Annotated in this window: 17 protein-coding genes and 2 tRNA genes; 15 read left to right on the forward strand and 4 right to left on the reverse strand. The window is 37.6% G+C overall.

The annotated features are described in order from the left end of the window. Nucleotides 1-50: 50 nt before the first annotated feature. The 10 genes from ABXT49_RS03030 to ABXT49_RS03075 all read left to right on the forward strand — a co-directional run bounded on the left by ABXT49_RS03030 (nt 51) and on the right by ABXT49_RS03075 (nt 4,579). Nucleotides 51-728, forward strand: coding sequence for a copper homeostasis protein CutC (locus ABXT49_RS03030; RefSeq protein WP_416653081.1), 678 nt, complete (start codon nt 51-53; stop codon nt 726-728). Next, nucleotides 712-1,380 (forward strand): transglycosylase domain-containing protein, encoded by a 669-nt coding sequence (locus tag ABXT49_RS03035; RefSeq protein WP_416653083.1) that lies wholly within the window; start codon nt 712-714, stop codon nt 1,378-1,380. Before ABXT49_RS03030 ends, ABXT49_RS03035 begins: the two co-directional genes overlap by 17 nt. Continuing rightward, a complete protein-coding gene (tsaB, locus tag ABXT49_RS03040) occupies nt 1,380-2,036 on the forward strand; it encodes a tRNA (adenosine(37)-N6)-threonylcarbamoyltransferase complex dimerization subunit type 1 TsaB (protein ID WP_416653085.1) in 657 nt (218 codons plus the stop codon). Before ABXT49_RS03035 ends, tsaB begins: the two co-directional genes overlap by 1 nt. Before the next feature lie 26 nt (nt 2,037-2,062). After that, entirely contained in the window at nt 2,063-2,800 is a 738-nt protein-coding gene (locus ABXT49_RS03045) for a heme ABC transporter permease (protein WP_416653086.1), read from the forward strand. A 2-nt stretch (nt 2,801-2,802) separates the two neighbouring features. After that, on the forward strand, nt 2,803-2,964 hold the full coding sequence (ccmD, locus tag ABXT49_RS03050; protein ID WP_271537513.1) for a heme exporter protein CcmD: 162 nt from the start codon (nt 2,803-2,805) through the stop codon (nt 2,962-2,964). Beyond that, nucleotides 2,961-3,410, forward strand: a complete 450-nt coding sequence (gene ccmE / locus ABXT49_RS03055; RefSeq protein WP_416653519.1) for a cytochrome c maturation protein CcmE — start codon at nt 2,961-2,963, stop codon at nt 3,408-3,410. The genes ccmD and ccmE overlap by 4 nt, the downstream gene beginning before the upstream one ends. Then, nucleotides 3,407-3,928, forward strand: coding sequence for a DsbE family thiol:disulfide interchange protein (locus ABXT49_RS03060; RefSeq protein ID WP_416653089.1), 522 nt, complete (start codon nt 3,407-3,409; stop codon nt 3,926-3,928). The genes ccmE and ABXT49_RS03060 overlap by 4 nt, the downstream gene beginning before the upstream one ends. Before the next feature lie 160 nt (nt 3,929-4,088). Then, nucleotides 4,089-4,361 (forward strand): HU family DNA-binding protein, encoded by a 273-nt coding sequence (locus ABXT49_RS03065; protein WP_416653091.1) that lies wholly within the window; start codon nt 4,089-4,091, stop codon nt 4,359-4,361. 58 nt (nt 4,362-4,419) lie between these two features. Continuing rightward, nucleotides 4,420-4,495: transfer RNA gene (locus tag ABXT49_RS03070), tRNA-Val, on the forward strand. A gap of 7 nt (nt 4,496-4,502) precedes the next feature. Next, nucleotides 4,503-4,579, forward strand: a tRNA-Asp gene (locus tag ABXT49_RS03075). Between the two features lie 135 nt (nt 4,580-4,714). Here ABXT49_RS03075 and ABXT49_RS03080 read toward each other — a convergent pair. The 3 genes from ABXT49_RS03080 to ABXT49_RS03090 all read right to left on the reverse strand — a co-directional run bounded on the left by ABXT49_RS03080 (nt 4,715) and on the right by ABXT49_RS03090 (nt 8,366). Next, the gene (locus ABXT49_RS03080) at nt 4,715-6,352 is read right to left on the reverse strand and encodes a Na/Pi cotransporter family protein (protein WP_416653093.1); all 1,638 of its coding nucleotides are present in this window, start codon (nt 6,350-6,352) and stop codon (nt 4,715-4,717) included. A 51-nt stretch (nt 6,353-6,403) separates the two neighbouring features. Then, complete coding sequence (locus tag ABXT49_RS03085; protein ID WP_416653094.1) at nt 6,404-7,072, reverse strand: HAD family hydrolase; 669 nt, start codon at nt 7,070-7,072, stop codon at nt 6,404-6,406. A 94-nt stretch (nt 7,073-7,166) separates the two neighbouring features. Beyond that, nucleotides 7,167-8,366, reverse strand: a complete 1,200-nt coding sequence (locus tag ABXT49_RS03090) for an ABC transporter substrate-binding protein (RefSeq protein WP_416653096.1) — start codon at nt 8,364-8,366, stop codon at nt 7,167-7,169. 161 nt (nt 8,367-8,527) lie between these two features. Here ABXT49_RS03090 and ABXT49_RS03095 point away from each other — a divergent pair, with 161 nt between their 5' ends. The 4 genes from ABXT49_RS03095 (at nt 8,528) to ABXT49_RS03110 (ending at nt 13,882) form a co-directional block, all read left to right on the forward strand. Next, nucleotides 8,528-9,403 carry a MurR/RpiR family transcriptional regulator gene (locus ABXT49_RS03095; RefSeq protein ID WP_416653098.1) on the forward strand — a complete coding sequence of 292 codons (876 nt, stop codon included), beginning with the start codon at nt 8,528-8,530 and terminating at the stop codon, nt 9,401-9,403. After that, the gene (locus tag ABXT49_RS03100) at nt 9,400-11,223 is read left to right on the forward strand and encodes an ABC transporter permease (RefSeq protein ID WP_416653099.1); all 1,824 of its coding nucleotides are present in this window, start codon (nt 9,400-9,402) and stop codon (nt 11,221-11,223) included. The genes ABXT49_RS03095 and ABXT49_RS03100 overlap by 4 nt, the downstream gene beginning before the upstream one ends. 12 nt (nt 11,224-11,235) lie before the next feature. After that, complete coding sequence (locus tag ABXT49_RS03105) at nt 11,236-12,324, forward strand: ABC transporter ATP-binding protein (protein WP_416653101.1); 1,089 nt, start codon at nt 11,236-11,238, stop codon at nt 12,322-12,324. Between the two features lie 196 nt (nt 12,325-12,520). Then, entirely contained in the window at nt 12,521-13,882 is a 1,362-nt protein-coding gene (locus ABXT49_RS03110) for an MATE family efflux transporter (protein WP_416653103.1), read from the forward strand. A 43-nt stretch (nt 13,883-13,925) separates the two neighbouring features. On the opposite strand, the gene ABXT49_RS03115 is transcribed toward ABXT49_RS03110, so the two are convergent. Next, a complete protein-coding gene (locus ABXT49_RS03115; protein WP_271541200.1) occupies nt 13,926-14,294 on the reverse strand; it encodes a cupin domain-containing protein in 369 nt (122 codons plus the stop codon). Nucleotides 14,295-14,456: 162 nt separating this feature from the next. Between ABXT49_RS03115 and ABXT49_RS03120 the strand changes: the two genes are divergently transcribed. Continuing rightward, nucleotides 14,457-15,230 (forward strand): surface-adhesin E family protein, encoded by a 774-nt coding sequence (locus tag ABXT49_RS03120; protein WP_416653105.1) that lies wholly within the window; start codon nt 14,457-14,459, stop codon nt 15,228-15,230. The last annotated feature ends 23 nt before the right edge of the window (nt 15,231-15,253 follow it).

Genomic DNA, 15,253 nt, shown 5'->3' on the forward strand with positions numbered 1-15,253 from the left:
GTAGGCATTGAGATAAACTGTTTAAAATAACTCTATTTATATTTGACTATATGGAAACTAAACTGGAAGTTTGCATTGATAATTTAGCTGGTTTGGAGGCCTGTATTCAGGGTAATGCCGATAGAATAGAGCTTTGTAGCTCTCTAAGTCATGGCGGACTAACTCCAGAAGCTAATTTAATGAAGCATGCTTCAAATGCTGAAATTCCTGTGCGTGTTATGGTTCGCCCAAAAAGTGGTAATTTTCATTATTCATCCATAGATTTAAGACAAATGAAAAACGATATTGATATGGCTCGTTCTTTTGGCTTTGAAGGTGTTGTTTTTGGAGCTACGTTAGTCAATGGGGAGATTGACCAAACTTTTCTAGAGAAACTTGTCAAGCATTCTCTTGGGTTAAAAAAAACTTTACATAGAGCTATTGACACAGTAGCTGACCCAGTCACAGCAGTAGACATTGCTACTAATTTAGGTTTTGATTGTATTTTATCTTCAGGAGGTTTTAAAACGGCTAACGAAGGTCTATCAGTCCTCAAAGATATGCACAGAAGAGCTCTGGGTAAAATCGAAATTATGCCCGGCTCTGGTGTTAATCCAATAAATGCTCACAAGATTGCCAAGAGCTCGAACTTTAAATGGCTTCATTCTTCTTGCTCAAGCTTACTTGAAAATAGTCCTTTTACTGATGCTAATAAAATCATAAGTATAAAAAATGAAACCAATTACTAGTTCATGGATTAAACGAACACTATTATTATTATGCGTTGTCATTTTTATTTCGTATGTTTTATATTTAAATAATTTAGTTAAGGATGAATTTTCTTCAGATATAGAGTCAATAGAGGATGTAATTCAAATTGAGTATTCTTTTGATGATTATCCTAAAGACTTGGTTAATATGCTTTTATTGGTTGAAGATCAATCATTTTTTAATCATTGCGGTGTTGATTTTAAGGAAATATTAAGAGTTTTATATGGGTATTTATTTGATGAAAAAGAGCTTAGAGGCGCAAGCACAATAACCCAACAGCTGATAAAAAATTCACTACTCTCAAGAGATCAAACATTAACTAGAAAAACTAAAGAGTCTTTGATGGCAATCTTATTAGAGCTCTCATATGACAAAAAATTCATTCTTGAAAGATATATGAATACGGTATATTTAGCCCAACAAGGCTCCACCGCTTTTCATGGCTTCGCTAGTGGAAGCTTGTACTATTTTAACAAAGATGTAAGTAGTTTAAATTTAAAGGAAATGGCTACGCTTGTTGCCTTATTAAAAGGCCCTTCTTATTACAATCCTGCGAATTTTCCTAATCGCCTTAAAAGACGTGTTGAAATGATTTTGTCGATGCATAAAAACTATAAAAGAATAATTTGATGAATATACTTGCTATAGATACTTGCACTGAGGTTGCATCAGTTTCATTATATTTCTCTGGAGTCAGAACGAGTAGAGTGCTGACTAATGTTGACAAAAGCTCTGGACAAATTTTAAAGCTCTGTGACGAAGTTTTTCATGTGTCAGGAAGACAATTAAAAGAAATCGATTTAATTGCATATTCAAAGGGCCCAGGTGCTTTTACAGGCGTGAGAATGTGTATTGGTGTTGTGCAGGGGCTTTCGCTTTCATGCAGTATTCCTACCATTGGTTTTTCAACACTTGAATTGTTAGGATTTAGGGCATCTAAAATACTTAAAAAAGAGAAAATTGCCATTGCGCTTGATGCTCGTATGGGAGAGGTTTACTGGGCAGTTTATGATCATGGTGCTATTAATAAAATGAAAATTTGTGGCCCTGAAGATGTTGACTGCTTAGGAGAAGATTTTGTGGGGGTAGGGACAGGATGGGCAGTTCATTATGATAAATTACATACAGCCTCTAATGTTGAGTTAACTGACCTTACTATATGCCCCGAGGCATCCGAATTGGTAGATTTGTCGATTCATGCAATTGAGTCGGGTCAAAACCCAACATTTGAACTCCCACAACCAATATATTTACGAAACAACGTCGCTCAAAAATCATTAAAATAAAATCTTTTTTTTAGCTTTTTTTAGTTATGTGGAAATGGATTCAAAGGCAGTCGTCTCCTAAAATTTTTTACCAAACCTGTTCCAACTTAACCCCTTGGTTTTTTTGGCCATTTATTGGTTTTTTAGTTATTGGTCTATACTGGGCGCTTATCGTTTCTCCTGCCGATTATCAACAAGGAGATGGCTACAGAATTATTTTTATTCATGTACCTAGTGCGATTTTATCAATGATGGTTTATGCAATTATGGCTATTGCTGGAGGTATTGGACTTATCTGGCAGATTAAGATGGCTGAAGTAGTTGCAAAGGTTTCAGCCCCTATTGGTGCTGCCTTTACAATTATTGCATTAGTGACAGGAGCTGTCTGGGGAAAGCCAATGTGGGGAGCTTGGTGGGTTTGGGATGCAAGGCTAACCTCAGAGCTTATCTTGCTTTTTTTATATTTGGCTTATATGTCTCTAAATAATGCGTTTGATAACCCACGAACTGCGGCTAAAGCAAGCTCAATTCTAGCGTTAGTTGGTTTGGTAAATTTACCCATTATTCATTATTCAGTCAAATGGTGGAATACACTTCACCAGGGTTACTCAGTTGGTACTGGTGGTTTAAAAGATCCTGATATGCAAATTGCTCTAGCGCTAATGTTCGTTGCCTCTATATTCCTTTATGCATTATTAGTGGCTATTAAAGCTAAAACTGAGGTTTTAATTCGTGAGCAAAATTCGCGGTGGGTTCAAGAAGAAGTTACTGGAGCAGTCTCATGACAATGGTAGAGTATTTTTCCTTTCTTCCTTATGGTAAATATGCATTTTATGTGTGGCTAGCATACGGCGTGTCTGCAATAACAGTTATTACTCTGTTCTTAAGTGCGAATAGGAATCATAAAAAAGCCTTAATCAATCTACAAAATAAGTACTCAAGAAAATAATGACTCGAAGACAAAATCGCATGCTTCTTGTTGCACTTCTTTTATTTGGCGTGTTTTCAGCTGGCTATTTAGGCATCAAAGCGTTTAATGAAAATCTATTATATTTCTATACGCCAACTGATATAGCTAACAATAAAGCCCCAGTTGGAAAAAGTTTTAGAGTGGGTGGGCTCGTTGAAACTAATAGCGTCCAAAGGCAGGACATGAAGGTAAGCTTTATGGTGACGGATAATAATAAAGCTATAAAAGTTATTTATGATGGAATTTTGCCAGACTTATTTAGGGAAGGGCAGGGGATAGTTGCCACTGGTTCAGTATCTTGCGTGAGAAAAGGATGGTCTTGTAAAAATATTTTTTTAGCAACTGAAGTATTAGCAAAGCACGATGAAAACTATATGCCGCCGGAAGTTGCCGCTGCATTACAATCGATAGAGGCAAAAGAATGAAAAAACTAATTCCATTAATTGTATTTATTATTATTGCAGTGTTTTTGTTTTTGAGCCTTAACTCAAATCCAAGCAAACTGCCTTCACCACTTCTAGGAAAAATGTTTCCTTCCATTGAGGGCAAAGATTTTTATACAGATGAGACTATTGAAGTTTCAGATCTACTTGCTAATAATATGACTTTAGTAAATGTTTGGGCGTCATGGTGCACTACCTGTCGAAAAGAGCATCAAATGATTATGAATATAGCAAAAAACACAAACCTACAAATGATTGGTATTGACTACAAAGACACCAGGGAAAATGGTGCAAAGTATTTAGAAATTATGGGCAATCCTTTTGATGAAATTATATTTGATCCAACTGGTAAGATTGGAATGGAACTTGGAGTTTATGCAACACCTGAGACTTTCCTAGTTAATGAAGAAGGCGTTATTCTATATAAGCATATTGGTGAAATTGACCAAAATGTTTGGGATGAAAAATTCGCTATTCACTTGAAATCCATTGAAAGTTAGAGTATTTTTATTAAAATTGCATATTATGCAATATTTTATTTGTATTTTATTGCTAGATATGGCTTGAGACAGGGGTTTAATGATGTATAATCCATTTTGAACGATAGAATAATTCTTCTTAGTTCAATAACATTCTTAAATATAACATGGAGTTTTAAAAATGAATAAATCAGATTTAGTTTCAGCCATTGCTGATAACTCAGGTTTATCTAAGGCAGACGCAGCTCGCGCTTTAGAAGCAACAACTAGTGCTATTACTGGTGCATTAGCCAAAGGTGATTCAGTTGCCATTACAGGTTTTGGTAGTTTCCTAGTTAGAGCACGTGCAGCTCGCAGTGGCCGTAACCCACAAACAGGTGCTACAATTCAAATTAAAGCTTCAAATGCACCAGCATTTAAAGCTGGCAAATTATTAAAGGAATCTGTTAACTAAACAGATTTTTGTCAGTATAATATGCCCGATTCCTGAAGTGATTCGGGCATTTTTTTTTGGGCGCTTAGCTCAGTTGGGAGAGCATCGCCCTTACAAGGCGAGGGTCACAAGTTCAAGTCTTGTAGCGCCCACCAAAAAATTGGAGCGGTAGTTCAGTTGGTTAGAACGCCTGCCTGTCACGCAGGAGGTCGCGGGTTCGACCCCCGTCCGCTCCGCCAATTGGCTAATTTAACCTGTTTTAACTTAATCAATTAGACCTCTAAGCCCTTGGAGTTGGGAACTCTCCAGCAATAATCATTTGTCTTAATTTATATGTAAAGACATAACTTGAGTTTTTTAAAAAGAGGGTGATACTATATTTTCTGCTTCCACCCTGACTCTAGAATCTCACCTGAAGCAATTAAAATTGGATAAGCCACAGAAGATAAAAGACTATTTACTTTCTTGTAATCACGGATTACGTCAATATGCATAGAGCTGGTTTCTAAACTATCAGTAATGCCTTTTCCAATCCTCTGAAGATGTTTAGTGACTGAGCGTTTTTCAAGATTATGGAGCTCTTGTTTCTTCTCATAAAGTACTCTTGCAAGCTCACAATCATCAGAAACAAAGGTATTAATAGCTAGATCATAATTTGAACAAACAACCTCATGTATAGAGATAATCTCATTTAATCCTTCTTTTGAAAACTGTATATGTTTATCAATTTTTTTACCTGAAATATCCATCAAGCTGTTATTAATAATGTCGCCAATATGCTCCATGCTTGTTGTAAAGTTAAGGATATTTAAAGCTTTTTGAGTCTCTGTAGGCGTTAATTCTTCTTGTAAGATCCTTGCTATATAGAGTTTTATTGAATCAAATATGTTATCTACTGTATCCTCATTTTTAATCACTTCACTGCGTAAAGCGATATTATCATCTCGAAGAACAGCGAGTGAAGAGACAACCATTTTTTGTGAAATCTCAGCCATATGAATCGCTTCACGTTTTGCACTAGCAAGAGAAATTGCTGGCATTGCAAAATTATTTGCTTCTAAAAAACTAGGCTGACTAAGCTCTTTCTCCTGAAGATTAGAGAGCATTTTTGTTGCAAGCATAAGAATATTTTTAGAAAATATAACGCCTACAATAGCCACAATCAAATTTAAAGACAGGTGATAAATTGCGGGGAATAACTCAATAGAAACAAACTTTAATCCAAATGTAGCAACGAAGTCAACAAATGGATAAAAAGCTAAAATACAAACTACTCTTACAATGAGATTTGCCAGTACTGGCGTCAGCTCTTGTATGGATCCTCTCCAGTTTGAGATAAGAGGAAGCATCCCGCTTCCTAGATTTGCACCTAATACTAGGTATAACCCTTCACTTACTCCAATCACACCTGTTGCTAGAAAGCTTACAGAGAGCAAAACAATGGCTAAACTTGAGTATGAAAGATAAGTCAGAATCAATGCCAAAAGAATAAAGAATATGGGCTGATCCTCGAATATATTTAACAGCGCAGTAAATTGCTTTAGTTCTGATAGGCCGCCTGCAGTTGATGCAATTAATGAAAGAGCGAATAGAATTAATCCTAGTCCACTGATTGCCCTAAAAACATTTTGCCATTTGTTGACTTTGGATGCAATAAAACCAAAAACGCCTATCGCTAAAAGCAAGGGGGCCAGAGTCGTAAATTTTTGAGAGGCAATAAGGACCGCTACTGAAGTTCCAACATCAGCTCCTAACATTGTTATAAAAGCAGACCCAACACTGATGAGCCCCTGGCCTGCAAATGAGGCAGATATTAAAATGGCTGCTGTGCTGCTTTGCAGTAAAGCCGCAACCAGTAATCCCGACGTAAATGCGGGCAGGGTTTTGCCTTCTGATCGACGCGCTAAACTCTTTAGGTTGTTACCATAGGATCGCATTACTCCAGTTCGAACCATTCGTAGACCCCACAACAGAAGTGCAATTGACCCTAATAGTTCAATTAGTAGGCTCATAATATATTAACGACAATCATTTGTGGTGCTCTGTAATCTTAAAAAAGTGAATCAAATTTTTGACTTTGTAATTGGAGTAATTTCTAGTAAATCTTTAAAGTTCTCTATTTTATAATCAGCTTTTGTACAATTAGGATCGGGGTTGAATATAATTGTGGTCAATCCAATGGCTTTAGCTCCATCTATCTCAATCTGTGCATGTCCAACAAAGGCTGCATTTTCTGGACTCACATTAAGGGGCGATAGCGCTGCTAAATAGATTCCTGGATCAGGCTTTGTTATTTGAAGCTCAAATGAATCGGCATAGGAGTCCCAGATACCATCAATACCGACGGACTCAAACCAGATATTTTTTTCATGTCGGGAGTTGAATGTATTAGTTACAATACCAAGCTTAAACCCCAATCTCTTTAGCTCATGAAGGGTTTCAGGTACTCCTTCAAAAAAATGGACATCACTTTGCTGTTCTTTTAATAGCTTAATTCCATCAGCAGCATCTGTTAAATTTGTTACACCATAATGCTCCATTAGCCATTCAAAAAAGTGTTCGGTTTCAATCTTTCCAGCATGAGCATCACGCCTCTTTGCTTTTTCAATTGGATCATTCTCAACTGGTGCAGCATAGCCACGCTCAGTAAGGAATTTAATCACTGATGATTTTCTGTTAGGTTTATTGTAAAGAATATCACCAGCATCAAAAAGTATGGTTTTTAGTAGCACCTTGCTTCCTTATTTAAATAAAAGATAAATTGAGTGTAAAACATAGATTTTTTTGCCCTGGATAGATTTTTAACCAGGGCGATATTGAGCTATTTTAAGGCATTAAAGCTAGATAAAGCGCAAGGAAGCCAAACTTAGAATAGTATATTTCTTCTGGATCAACAGGCCATAGAGCAAGGTCTCCAAAAGCTGGCAAATCAAATTTTGCTAATTGCTTAGTTTCAAGGCTAGAACGAGCAGCATAGTCTCCCGGTTCATTCCAAGGTTTAAAGCCATCTTCCTCCATCATGTAACGGATTAGAAGTTTAGCTGCATTTGGATGTGGAGCCATATCGGCTATCATCAATGCCGTTGGATAAGTTACACCAAAAGCTGGGTCAAGGCCATATGCTGGACCTGAAGAATATACACCATCTTTGTTCTTACGCAATTTTGAAAATGTAGTGATTCCAATTGGTGGTTTTTCCTGAGTGACATCTCCAACATTTTTAAAGATTTTTGTTGTTGAACCCTGAAATACTGGCTCATTATGTAAAAATCTGTATAACCATTCCATTGAGGCAGTTGGACTGTCTACGGTAATATTTTCCTCTACTGCTTCAATTACATCTTCAGAAAAGCTTATATCTTCACCAAATTCTCTTTTATAGGCAGCTGCCATCTCGTCAGAATTATTTAAGATTGTTTGAATAAAATTAGCAGACAAACTATCCTCAAGTGGACTTGGTAAAAGAGTACGACCCTTCCATTCATCACGAGTCATATCCCATAGAGAGTCAATTGGAGCACCCTCTGGATGAACAGCGGTATTGTAATAAACAATTCGACTTGAGTGACGCTGTATCAGTAAAGGATTCATTTCACCTGAATCTAAATCACTAACAACGCTGTCAGGAATGAAATTCCAAACTAATTTCTTAGGTAAAGCTTCGTTAAGTAAGATCGAAGATTCTGAGTTAAATAGTACGTCTACAGAATAGACACCAGCTCGATGTTCACGTGATAGCTTTTCTAATTGAAGATCAGATGAAATATCGTATCCTATAATATCAATGCCATATTTTTCCTTAAAGCCATCGACTAGTTTTGCAATCCGTGAAGAGACAGAGTAGATGACTACTTGTCCTTCTTTACGTGCAGATGCTTCAATTGCTTCCCAGTCTTGATTATCTGGGGCGTAAATTCCTACGCCTGCTTTTTTTTGCCAAGCCTCATCAGCTTGAGCAGAGCCTATTGACATAAATGCGATACCCAACGATAAAGCAAATACATTCAGTGAATTTATTTTTTTCATTTGTTGTTCTCCTATTTTAATTATTTAATTTTTCTAACTATTTACTAATTACTATTTACTGATTCTTTTTTACCATATTATTTTTATTTATGCAATAAAAATTGCAATAAATATTAAATGTGCTATAATTTTTGCAAAATAACGCCAGGTAGATTATGACCATGGAAAAACAAAAAAGTTTTGAATCACTTGTTGAAGCGTTCGAAGGAAAACTGACGGATGCAGACAGAGAATTGATAAATATCATTCTAGGGGAGCCTTCCGAGGCAGTCTATTTATCTTCAGCTGAGCTTGCATCTAAAGCAGCTGTTCATGCTTCAACCGTTGTTCGCCTTGCCCGAAAACTAGGGTTTGATGGATTTCCAGATATGAGGCGAAGGCTAAGGCAGGATGTAGAAGTCAAAAAAATAGCATCAGATAAGATTAGACAGCGTATCGACCTAATTGAAAAGGGGTCAAACCTCTCAGATCTTATTGAGAGTGAAATCGCCGCTATCGCAGCGATCTCAAATACAGTTTCACAGAGCCAGATTGATAGCGTTGTTGACAAAATTGAGAGTGCAAAAAGTATTTTTATTGTTGGACGAGGAAGTGCCGCTCCATTAATGATTCATTTTGAGCGTCGTTTGCGAAGATCAGGAATCTATTGCCGCGTTGCTTTAAACTTACAAAGGCGAGATTTAGCTGAACAATTAGTTGGAATACAAAAAGGTGATGCAATTGTTATTTTTGGTTTTCAGTCATTTAACTCACTGCCATCTGGATATTCAGCTTTAATTGAGAGTGCACGAAGTGTTGGCGCACATTCAATTGCAATCGGAGACGCAACTATTTTAACTACAAGGCCAAAACCAGACATGGTGCTAAGTGTGAGTCGGCCAAATGAGGGAGTAATGCAACTGCGCTCTGGTCCAATGCTTGTTTGTGAGGCATTAGCGATGACTCTTTTACATAAAAAATCCAAAAAAGCTGTCCAGGGTATGGAGGCATTAGAACACCTTAGAGCCAATTTTCTTGGCGTTAAGGAAGGTAAATGAGTAATTTTACTCCGCAAAAAAAATGGTTTGATGGAGCTATTCGTGGACTCTTACTTAATCCAGTAAATATTGCTTTAGCCTTGCTTTTAGTTGTGCTGGCTTATTTAGTCCTCTGGCCATTTTTTCAATTAGTTTTAGAAACACTTACTTGGGGTGAGGGTGACCGCCGCCTTTCAAGGGACGCTGTCCCAGGAGAATTTACTTGGTTCCATTGGCTCCAAGCAACAGCCAGCCCGATTGCTGGAAAGATGCTATATGGGCCTTTGATAAATACATTAATTACTGGCATTATTGCCACAATTATTGCGCTTTCTGCAGGGGGCATTTTAGCTTGGTGTGTGGTTAGGTCTGATATGCCAGGTAAGGGCTGGTTGCAGCCAATCCTAACACTTCCCTATATAATCCCTTCTTTTGCAATAGCGCTCGCCTGGGAGACAGTTTTTCGTAGTCCAAAGGTAGGCGGGCAGCCAGGGTTATATGAGTCTTTCTTAGGAGTAGCCCCACCAGAATGGATTTCATATGGCACGGTGCCAATTTCGATTACTCTGGCCATTCACTACTTTCCTTTTGCCTATCTTTTGGTGGCAGGTGCACTGGCAACAATTGATTCCCAGATGGAGGAAAGTGCGCTTATTTCAGGTGCTGGAAAGTTGACAATTTTACGAAGAATAACCTTCCCAGTTGTCGCCCCTGCTTTTGTAGCAGCCTTTATCCTAACATTTGGAAAAACTATCGGCCAGTTTGCACTACCTTTTCTCTTAGGTGCGCCAGTTCAGTTCCACACAGTCGCCACGATGGTTTACGCCAACCTTGCGCTTGGACTAGATTCTTTGGCCTTTGTTTTAGCAGTAATTTTGATTGTAATATCTTTAGTCTCAATTTGGCTATCAAATCGCTTCGTTGGAAAGAAATCTAGTAGGTTTGAAACCATAGGCGGTAAAGGTTTTCGAAGTCGTGAGGTTGCGCTTGGTCAGTGGCGTTGGCCAGTTTTTTTAACGGTTGCCTTATTTGCTTTTATCGTCGGTATCTTGCCTTTAATTCTTTTAGCAGTTCAGTCTGTAATGTTAATTGATGGGTTTTTTGGTCTTGAAAATCTGACATGGCATTTTTGGACTGGGGGCTCTAACCCTGATATTGCCTTTGGTGAGCCTGGGGTTTTTCATAATAATAACATTATAGGCGCTACCTGGAACACTCTTAAATTAGCATCTATATCGGCAGTAATTGCATCGGTCATTGGTCTCATCATCGCATATATAGTTGTTAGAAAAGCTGATAATCCGTTAGCACAGGCATTAGATCAAATTGCATTTATTCCTTTTCTATTCCCAACGATTGCCTTTGGTGCAATGTATCTGACGCTATTTGCTGAACCAGTGGGACCTATTCCTGCACTATATGGAACCTTTTCGCTTTTGGTTCTTATTTCTGTGGTCAGTCGATTGCCTTATTCAGTAAAAACTGGTGTCACAGCAGTAACACAGATTGGAAAGGAACTGGAAGAAGCGGCTGAAGTAGCCGGTGCAAGTTGGAGTCAACGGTTTCGACGTATTGTAATGCCGCTTGCTAGTGCTGGACTAACATCTGGCATGATGGTTAGCTTTGTGGGCGTTATGCGAGAGTTATCATTGATTATTTTGTTAATTACCCCATCTACACGAGTCTTAATGACAGCCGGCTTTGGCTATGCTGAGGAGGGATTAACTCAACTTTCAAACGCACTGGTATTGATCGTTGCAATTTTAACAATTTTGGGTGAACTGATTCTTTGGTGGATTGGTAAAGGTAGGATGGCGCGCTTGCGTGAAAAACTAGACTAATTAGGACAAAAAATGGCAAACATAATTATTCGTAATTTAACTAAGAAATACGGCTCAGCAATAGCACTTAATAATGTTTCTTTGGAGATAGATTCGGGAGAGTTTTTGGTGTTGCTTGGTCCTTCTGGTTGTGGAAAAACAACTTTACTTCGCTGTCTTGCAGGTCTTGAAACTCCTGATGAAGGTGAGATCATTATTGGAGATACAGTTATGTTTTCCTCTTCAGACAAGATTATGACACCCCCTGGTAAGCGAGACTTGGGAATGGTCTTTCAAAGCTATGCACTTTGGCCCCATATGACCGTTCGAGACAATGTAAAGTTTGGTCTCGACGTCTTAAAGACCCCGGCAAATATTTCAAAAGAAACTCTTGATAATGTCCTTTTAAATCTTGGCATGGATCAGCTTGCAGACCGTTATCCATCTGAATTATCGGGGGGTCAACAGCAGCGAGTTGCTCTGGCTCGACTTTTGGCAACAAAGCCACCAGTATTCTTAATGGATGAGCCGCTTTCTAATCTTGATGCAAGGTTACGTATGGATATGAGAGTCGAATTGAAAAGATTTCAATCAGATGCTGGTGCAACAACAGTTTATGTGACTCACGATCAAACAGAGGCAATGACAATGTCAACTCGTGTTGTTGTAATGAAAGATGGTCAAGTTCAGCAAGTTGCCGCGCCAAGTGATTTATATCACCAGCCTAGTAACACTTTTGTTGCAGACTTTATTGGTATGCCACGGATTAATTTAATTACACTGAGAGCAGCTAATTCAGACAAAAGTATCTATAAAAACGATGATATGAGTATTGATATTGGCTGGGTTCCAGGTGTTGATGAAATAGTTTTGGGTGCACATCCTGAAGATCTAGTTGTATCAAAACAAATAACTTCATCCAGTGAAGAATACTCTGTCACTGCAGTGTTGCCAAATGGTCCAGAAACAATCATTCAATTAACTCGTGGAAAGACTGCTGTCATAGCAAGAGTTGCACATGATTCAACTTATTCTGTGGGTGAGTCTGTTTATGTAAATTACACAACAAATGCATTAAATGTTTATGATGCAAAAAGTGGGCTGATTATCAAACCTAATTAATGTTAGGGTAAATTAAAAAATAGTATATGTTGGTCACATTATTTTTTAACAAATCTAAAAATGCTTTGATATAAGAAATAAGATTATGTTGTTTCTTGGTGGTCCTATCCGCCATTTTAAATAAATTACAAGCTCTCATTGCTTTGAGTAAATTGTGTGAAAATGGCATTCATTTAAAACGCAAATTCGAATACCGATGAATGTTAATCTAACTAAAGATAATGACGCTCTTAATGGTGAGATTTTCCCTACGTTCGTTAGGTATCTGATTCCCTCTGTTCTGGGCTTAATTGCCATGACATCCTCATCATTGGTGGATGGAATTTTTATTGGAAACTATGTGGGTATTACTGCTCTAGCTGCAGTTAATCTTATCATTCCAATAATTACTCTCCTATTCGGCGTTAGTATGATGATGTCGATTGGTGGATCAGTTCGAGGTGGAAAGTATCTTGGCGAGGGAAATAAGTCAGCTGCATCTTCAATTTTCAGTAAGTCACTAATATTTATGACTCTCTATGGTATTGCATCTATTACTCTGACCCTAGTATTTGAAGAGCAGATATTTGCGATTCTCGGTGCTACTAAAGAACTGTTCCCAGTGATGAGTGAGTATTACCGCATTATCATGCCATTTGTCATTTTCCAGTTGATTATTATCCCTCTGTATTTCTTTATCCGTTTGGATGGCTTACCTAATCTTGCCGCCATTGCGCTTGGAGTTGGCGCAGCAGTTAATATAGCATTGGACTATTTATTTATTGCAGTTTATGATTGGGGGCTAACTGGCGCAGCGTGGGCAACAGGCATATCAGAAGTTCTATCGCTATTAGTCATTCTGTTTTATTTTTTCATGCCAGAGAGGACCTTAAGCTTTAGCTTTCGACAGAACAACTGGATGGAAGTATTCCAGGCAGCATACAACGGAATCTCTGAATTTATTAATGAAGTTTCTGGAGCTATTATTGCATTTATTTTTAACTGGATGCTGATTCAGAGGGCTGGAGTTGACGGCGTTGCCGCGATTACTGTTGTAAATTATATGTTGATGACAGGATTTATGATGTTCTTTGCCATCGAAGATACAAGTCAGGTCATGATTTCTCAAAATTATGGAGCTCAAAATGCACAGCGCACTCGAGCCTTTCTTAAAACTGCTTGCGTTATAGTTGCTTTATTAAGTTTATTTTTTATAACTATATTGCTTACAGCAAGTGAGCCTTTGATTTATCTATTTGTTAATGAGAAGGATAGCGATCAGACTGTGGCATTGGCTTTGGAATTTGTGACTTATGTTTGGCCAATTTTTATTTTTGCTGGCTTTAATATGATGATAACTGGTTACTTAACTGCTATTCATCTGCCTTTTCAGTCTGCGCTTTTAGCAATGAGTCGGGGATTGATTCTTCCGACTGGTCTTTTAATAATTTTTTATAGCTTGCTATCCGATTTTCGTTTTATTGCTGCTCTTTCAATCGCAGAAGGTGTTGCCTTTATCCTTGCTATAGCTCTATTTCTTCTATATAGTCCTCAAAAAGCAATCTCCAGAGCAAGATAAGGCCCAAAGATAGGGCCTTATTTATAGGCTCTTTTTATTGCTGTTAATTGTTATCCCATACTGCGAATGACTTACCTTGGTTATTGAACTCATAGCCAATAAAAGGCTCGTCACTAATGACTTCACCATCATGGCCTGGAGCAATAGAATACGCATCACCCGCATTAACAATCATCTCGGTGCCATCATCATGAGTAACACGCATACTTCCCTGAATACAAGCACCTAAATGACCTGCTTGGCAGCTATCACCTCCAACATGAGGTTTAATACACTCCGACCACATCCATCCTGGTTGAGCTGTTACTCTAATAGCTTTTACTGTTCCAAATTCAAGCACTTCTGCACGAGTCTTATCTGGTGATATTAAATCATCAGGAGTATCAAAAGATTTTCTAACTAAGTTCGCCATAAAACTTCTCCTTTTATTGTTAATGAAATTTAATTATAGCTCAAAATTAATCCTACCGCATATATCAGAGAGACTTTATTCAGATTTGTTTCAGTAAAATCTTTATCTAAATAACTCCTAATCTTCATCTATCATTTGTATGTTACATTTAGAATAATGACTATGAAAAATAAACTACTCTTATTATTGTCTTCTCTAATACTCTCATTTAATGCTTATGGTGAGTGGACAACTGTTCTGCCAGGTAATAATTCCTCTTTATATATAGACTTTACAACACTGGAAGAGCGAGAAGGCTTCATTTATTGGCTTTATATGGATTCATGGACTGATGGGAGTGCTAAATCTAATGCTCAGGGTGATTGCAATTTAAAGGGGTTTAAAGTTAATAAACGAGTTAATTTTTCAATGCCTATGGGAGAGGGTGAAGGCATTGAAAATAATATGGTTAGTTCTTGGGAATACTATGAGCCAAACACTGGTTATGAAATCTTATTAAATTTCATATGTCAAATGTCAAAGCTAAATCCTGAAGAACAAGCAATTCGTATTGAGGCATTAACAAAAAGAAATGAAGAGTTTGAAAGACAAAGGAACAGCCTTAATAAAGATTCTGAAGTAGAACAAAGCTCATCTCAAATGAGTACTTTAAAGTCACCCTACATTAAGAGTGTTGAAGCAAATATAAAACAATTTTGGCGCTATGAAGGTGCAGAAGACAGTTGGAGTTGCGATGTTCTAATTAATCAAGCTGAGAATGGCGCTGTAGAGAGCGTAAAAATTCTAGGGTGTGCTTTACCTTTAATGTCAAAAAGCAATGCACAAGAATTTGGGGCGTCCATCAGAAGAGCAGTCTTCAAATCATCGCCTCTTCCACTTCCTCTAGATGAGGGAGCATTTGATAGAGAGATTGTATTTAAATTTAATGTTAAATAATCTTTAAACGCTTATTCATTCAG

This window comes from Candidatus Pseudothioglobus sp. Uisw_086 (assembly GCF_048085745.1).
Classification (GTDB): domain Bacteria; phylum Pseudomonadota; class Gammaproteobacteria; order PS1; family Pseudothioglobaceae; genus Pseudothioglobus.

What these genes read in the sequence shown, in the direction of transcription:
- ABXT49_RS03030 (WP_416653081.1), top strand. Translation starts at nt 51, where the DNA reads ATGGAAACTAAACTGGAAGTTTGCATTGATAATTTAGCTGGTTTGGAG.
- ABXT49_RS03035 (WP_416653083.1), top strand. Translation starts at nt 712, where the DNA reads ATGAAACCAATTACTAGTTCATGGATTAAACGAACACTATTATTATTA.
- tsaB (WP_416653085.1), top strand. Translation starts at nt 1,380, where the DNA reads ATGAATATACTTGCTATAGATACTTGCACTGAGGTTGCATCAGTTTCA.
- ABXT49_RS03045 (WP_416653086.1), top strand. Translation starts at nt 2,063, where the DNA reads ATGTGGAAATGGATTCAAAGGCAGTCGTCTCCTAAAATTTTTTACCAA.
- ccmD (WP_271537513.1), top strand. Translation starts at nt 2,803, where the DNA reads ATGGTAGAGTATTTTTCCTTTCTTCCTTATGGTAAATATGCATTTTAT.
- ABXT49_RS03060 (WP_416653089.1), top strand. Translation starts at nt 3,407, where the DNA reads ATGAAAAAACTAATTCCATTAATTGTATTTATTATTATTGCAGTGTTT.
- ABXT49_RS03065 (WP_416653091.1), top strand. Translation starts at nt 4,089, where the DNA reads ATGAATAAATCAGATTTAGTTTCAGCCATTGCTGATAACTCAGGTTTA.
- ABXT49_RS03080 (WP_416653093.1), bottom strand. Translation starts at nt 6,352, where the DNA reads ATGAGCCTACTAATTGAACTATTAGGGTCAATTGCACTTCTGTTGTGG.
- ABXT49_RS03090 (WP_416653096.1), bottom strand. Translation starts at nt 8,366, where the DNA reads ATGAAAAAAATAAATTCACTGAATGTATTTGCTTTATCGTTGGGTATC.
- ABXT49_RS03095 (WP_416653098.1), top strand. Translation starts at nt 8,528, where the DNA reads ATGGAAAAACAAAAAAGTTTTGAATCACTTGTTGAAGCGTTCGAAGGA.
- ABXT49_RS03100 (WP_416653099.1), top strand. Translation starts at nt 9,400, where the DNA reads ATGAGTAATTTTACTCCGCAAAAAAAATGGTTTGATGGAGCTATTCGT.
- ABXT49_RS03105 (WP_416653101.1), top strand. Translation starts at nt 11,236, where the DNA reads ATGGCAAACATAATTATTCGTAATTTAACTAAGAAATACGGCTCAGCA.
- ABXT49_RS03110 (WP_416653103.1), top strand. Translation starts at nt 12,521, where the DNA reads ATGAATGTTAATCTAACTAAAGATAATGACGCTCTTAATGGTGAGATT.
- ABXT49_RS03115 (WP_271541200.1), bottom strand. Translation starts at nt 14,294, where the DNA reads ATGGCGAACTTAGTTAGAAAATCTTTTGATACTCCTGATGATTTAATA.
- ABXT49_RS03120 (WP_416653105.1), top strand. Translation starts at nt 14,457, where the DNA reads ATGAAAAATAAACTACTCTTATTATTGTCTTCTCTAATACTCTCATTT.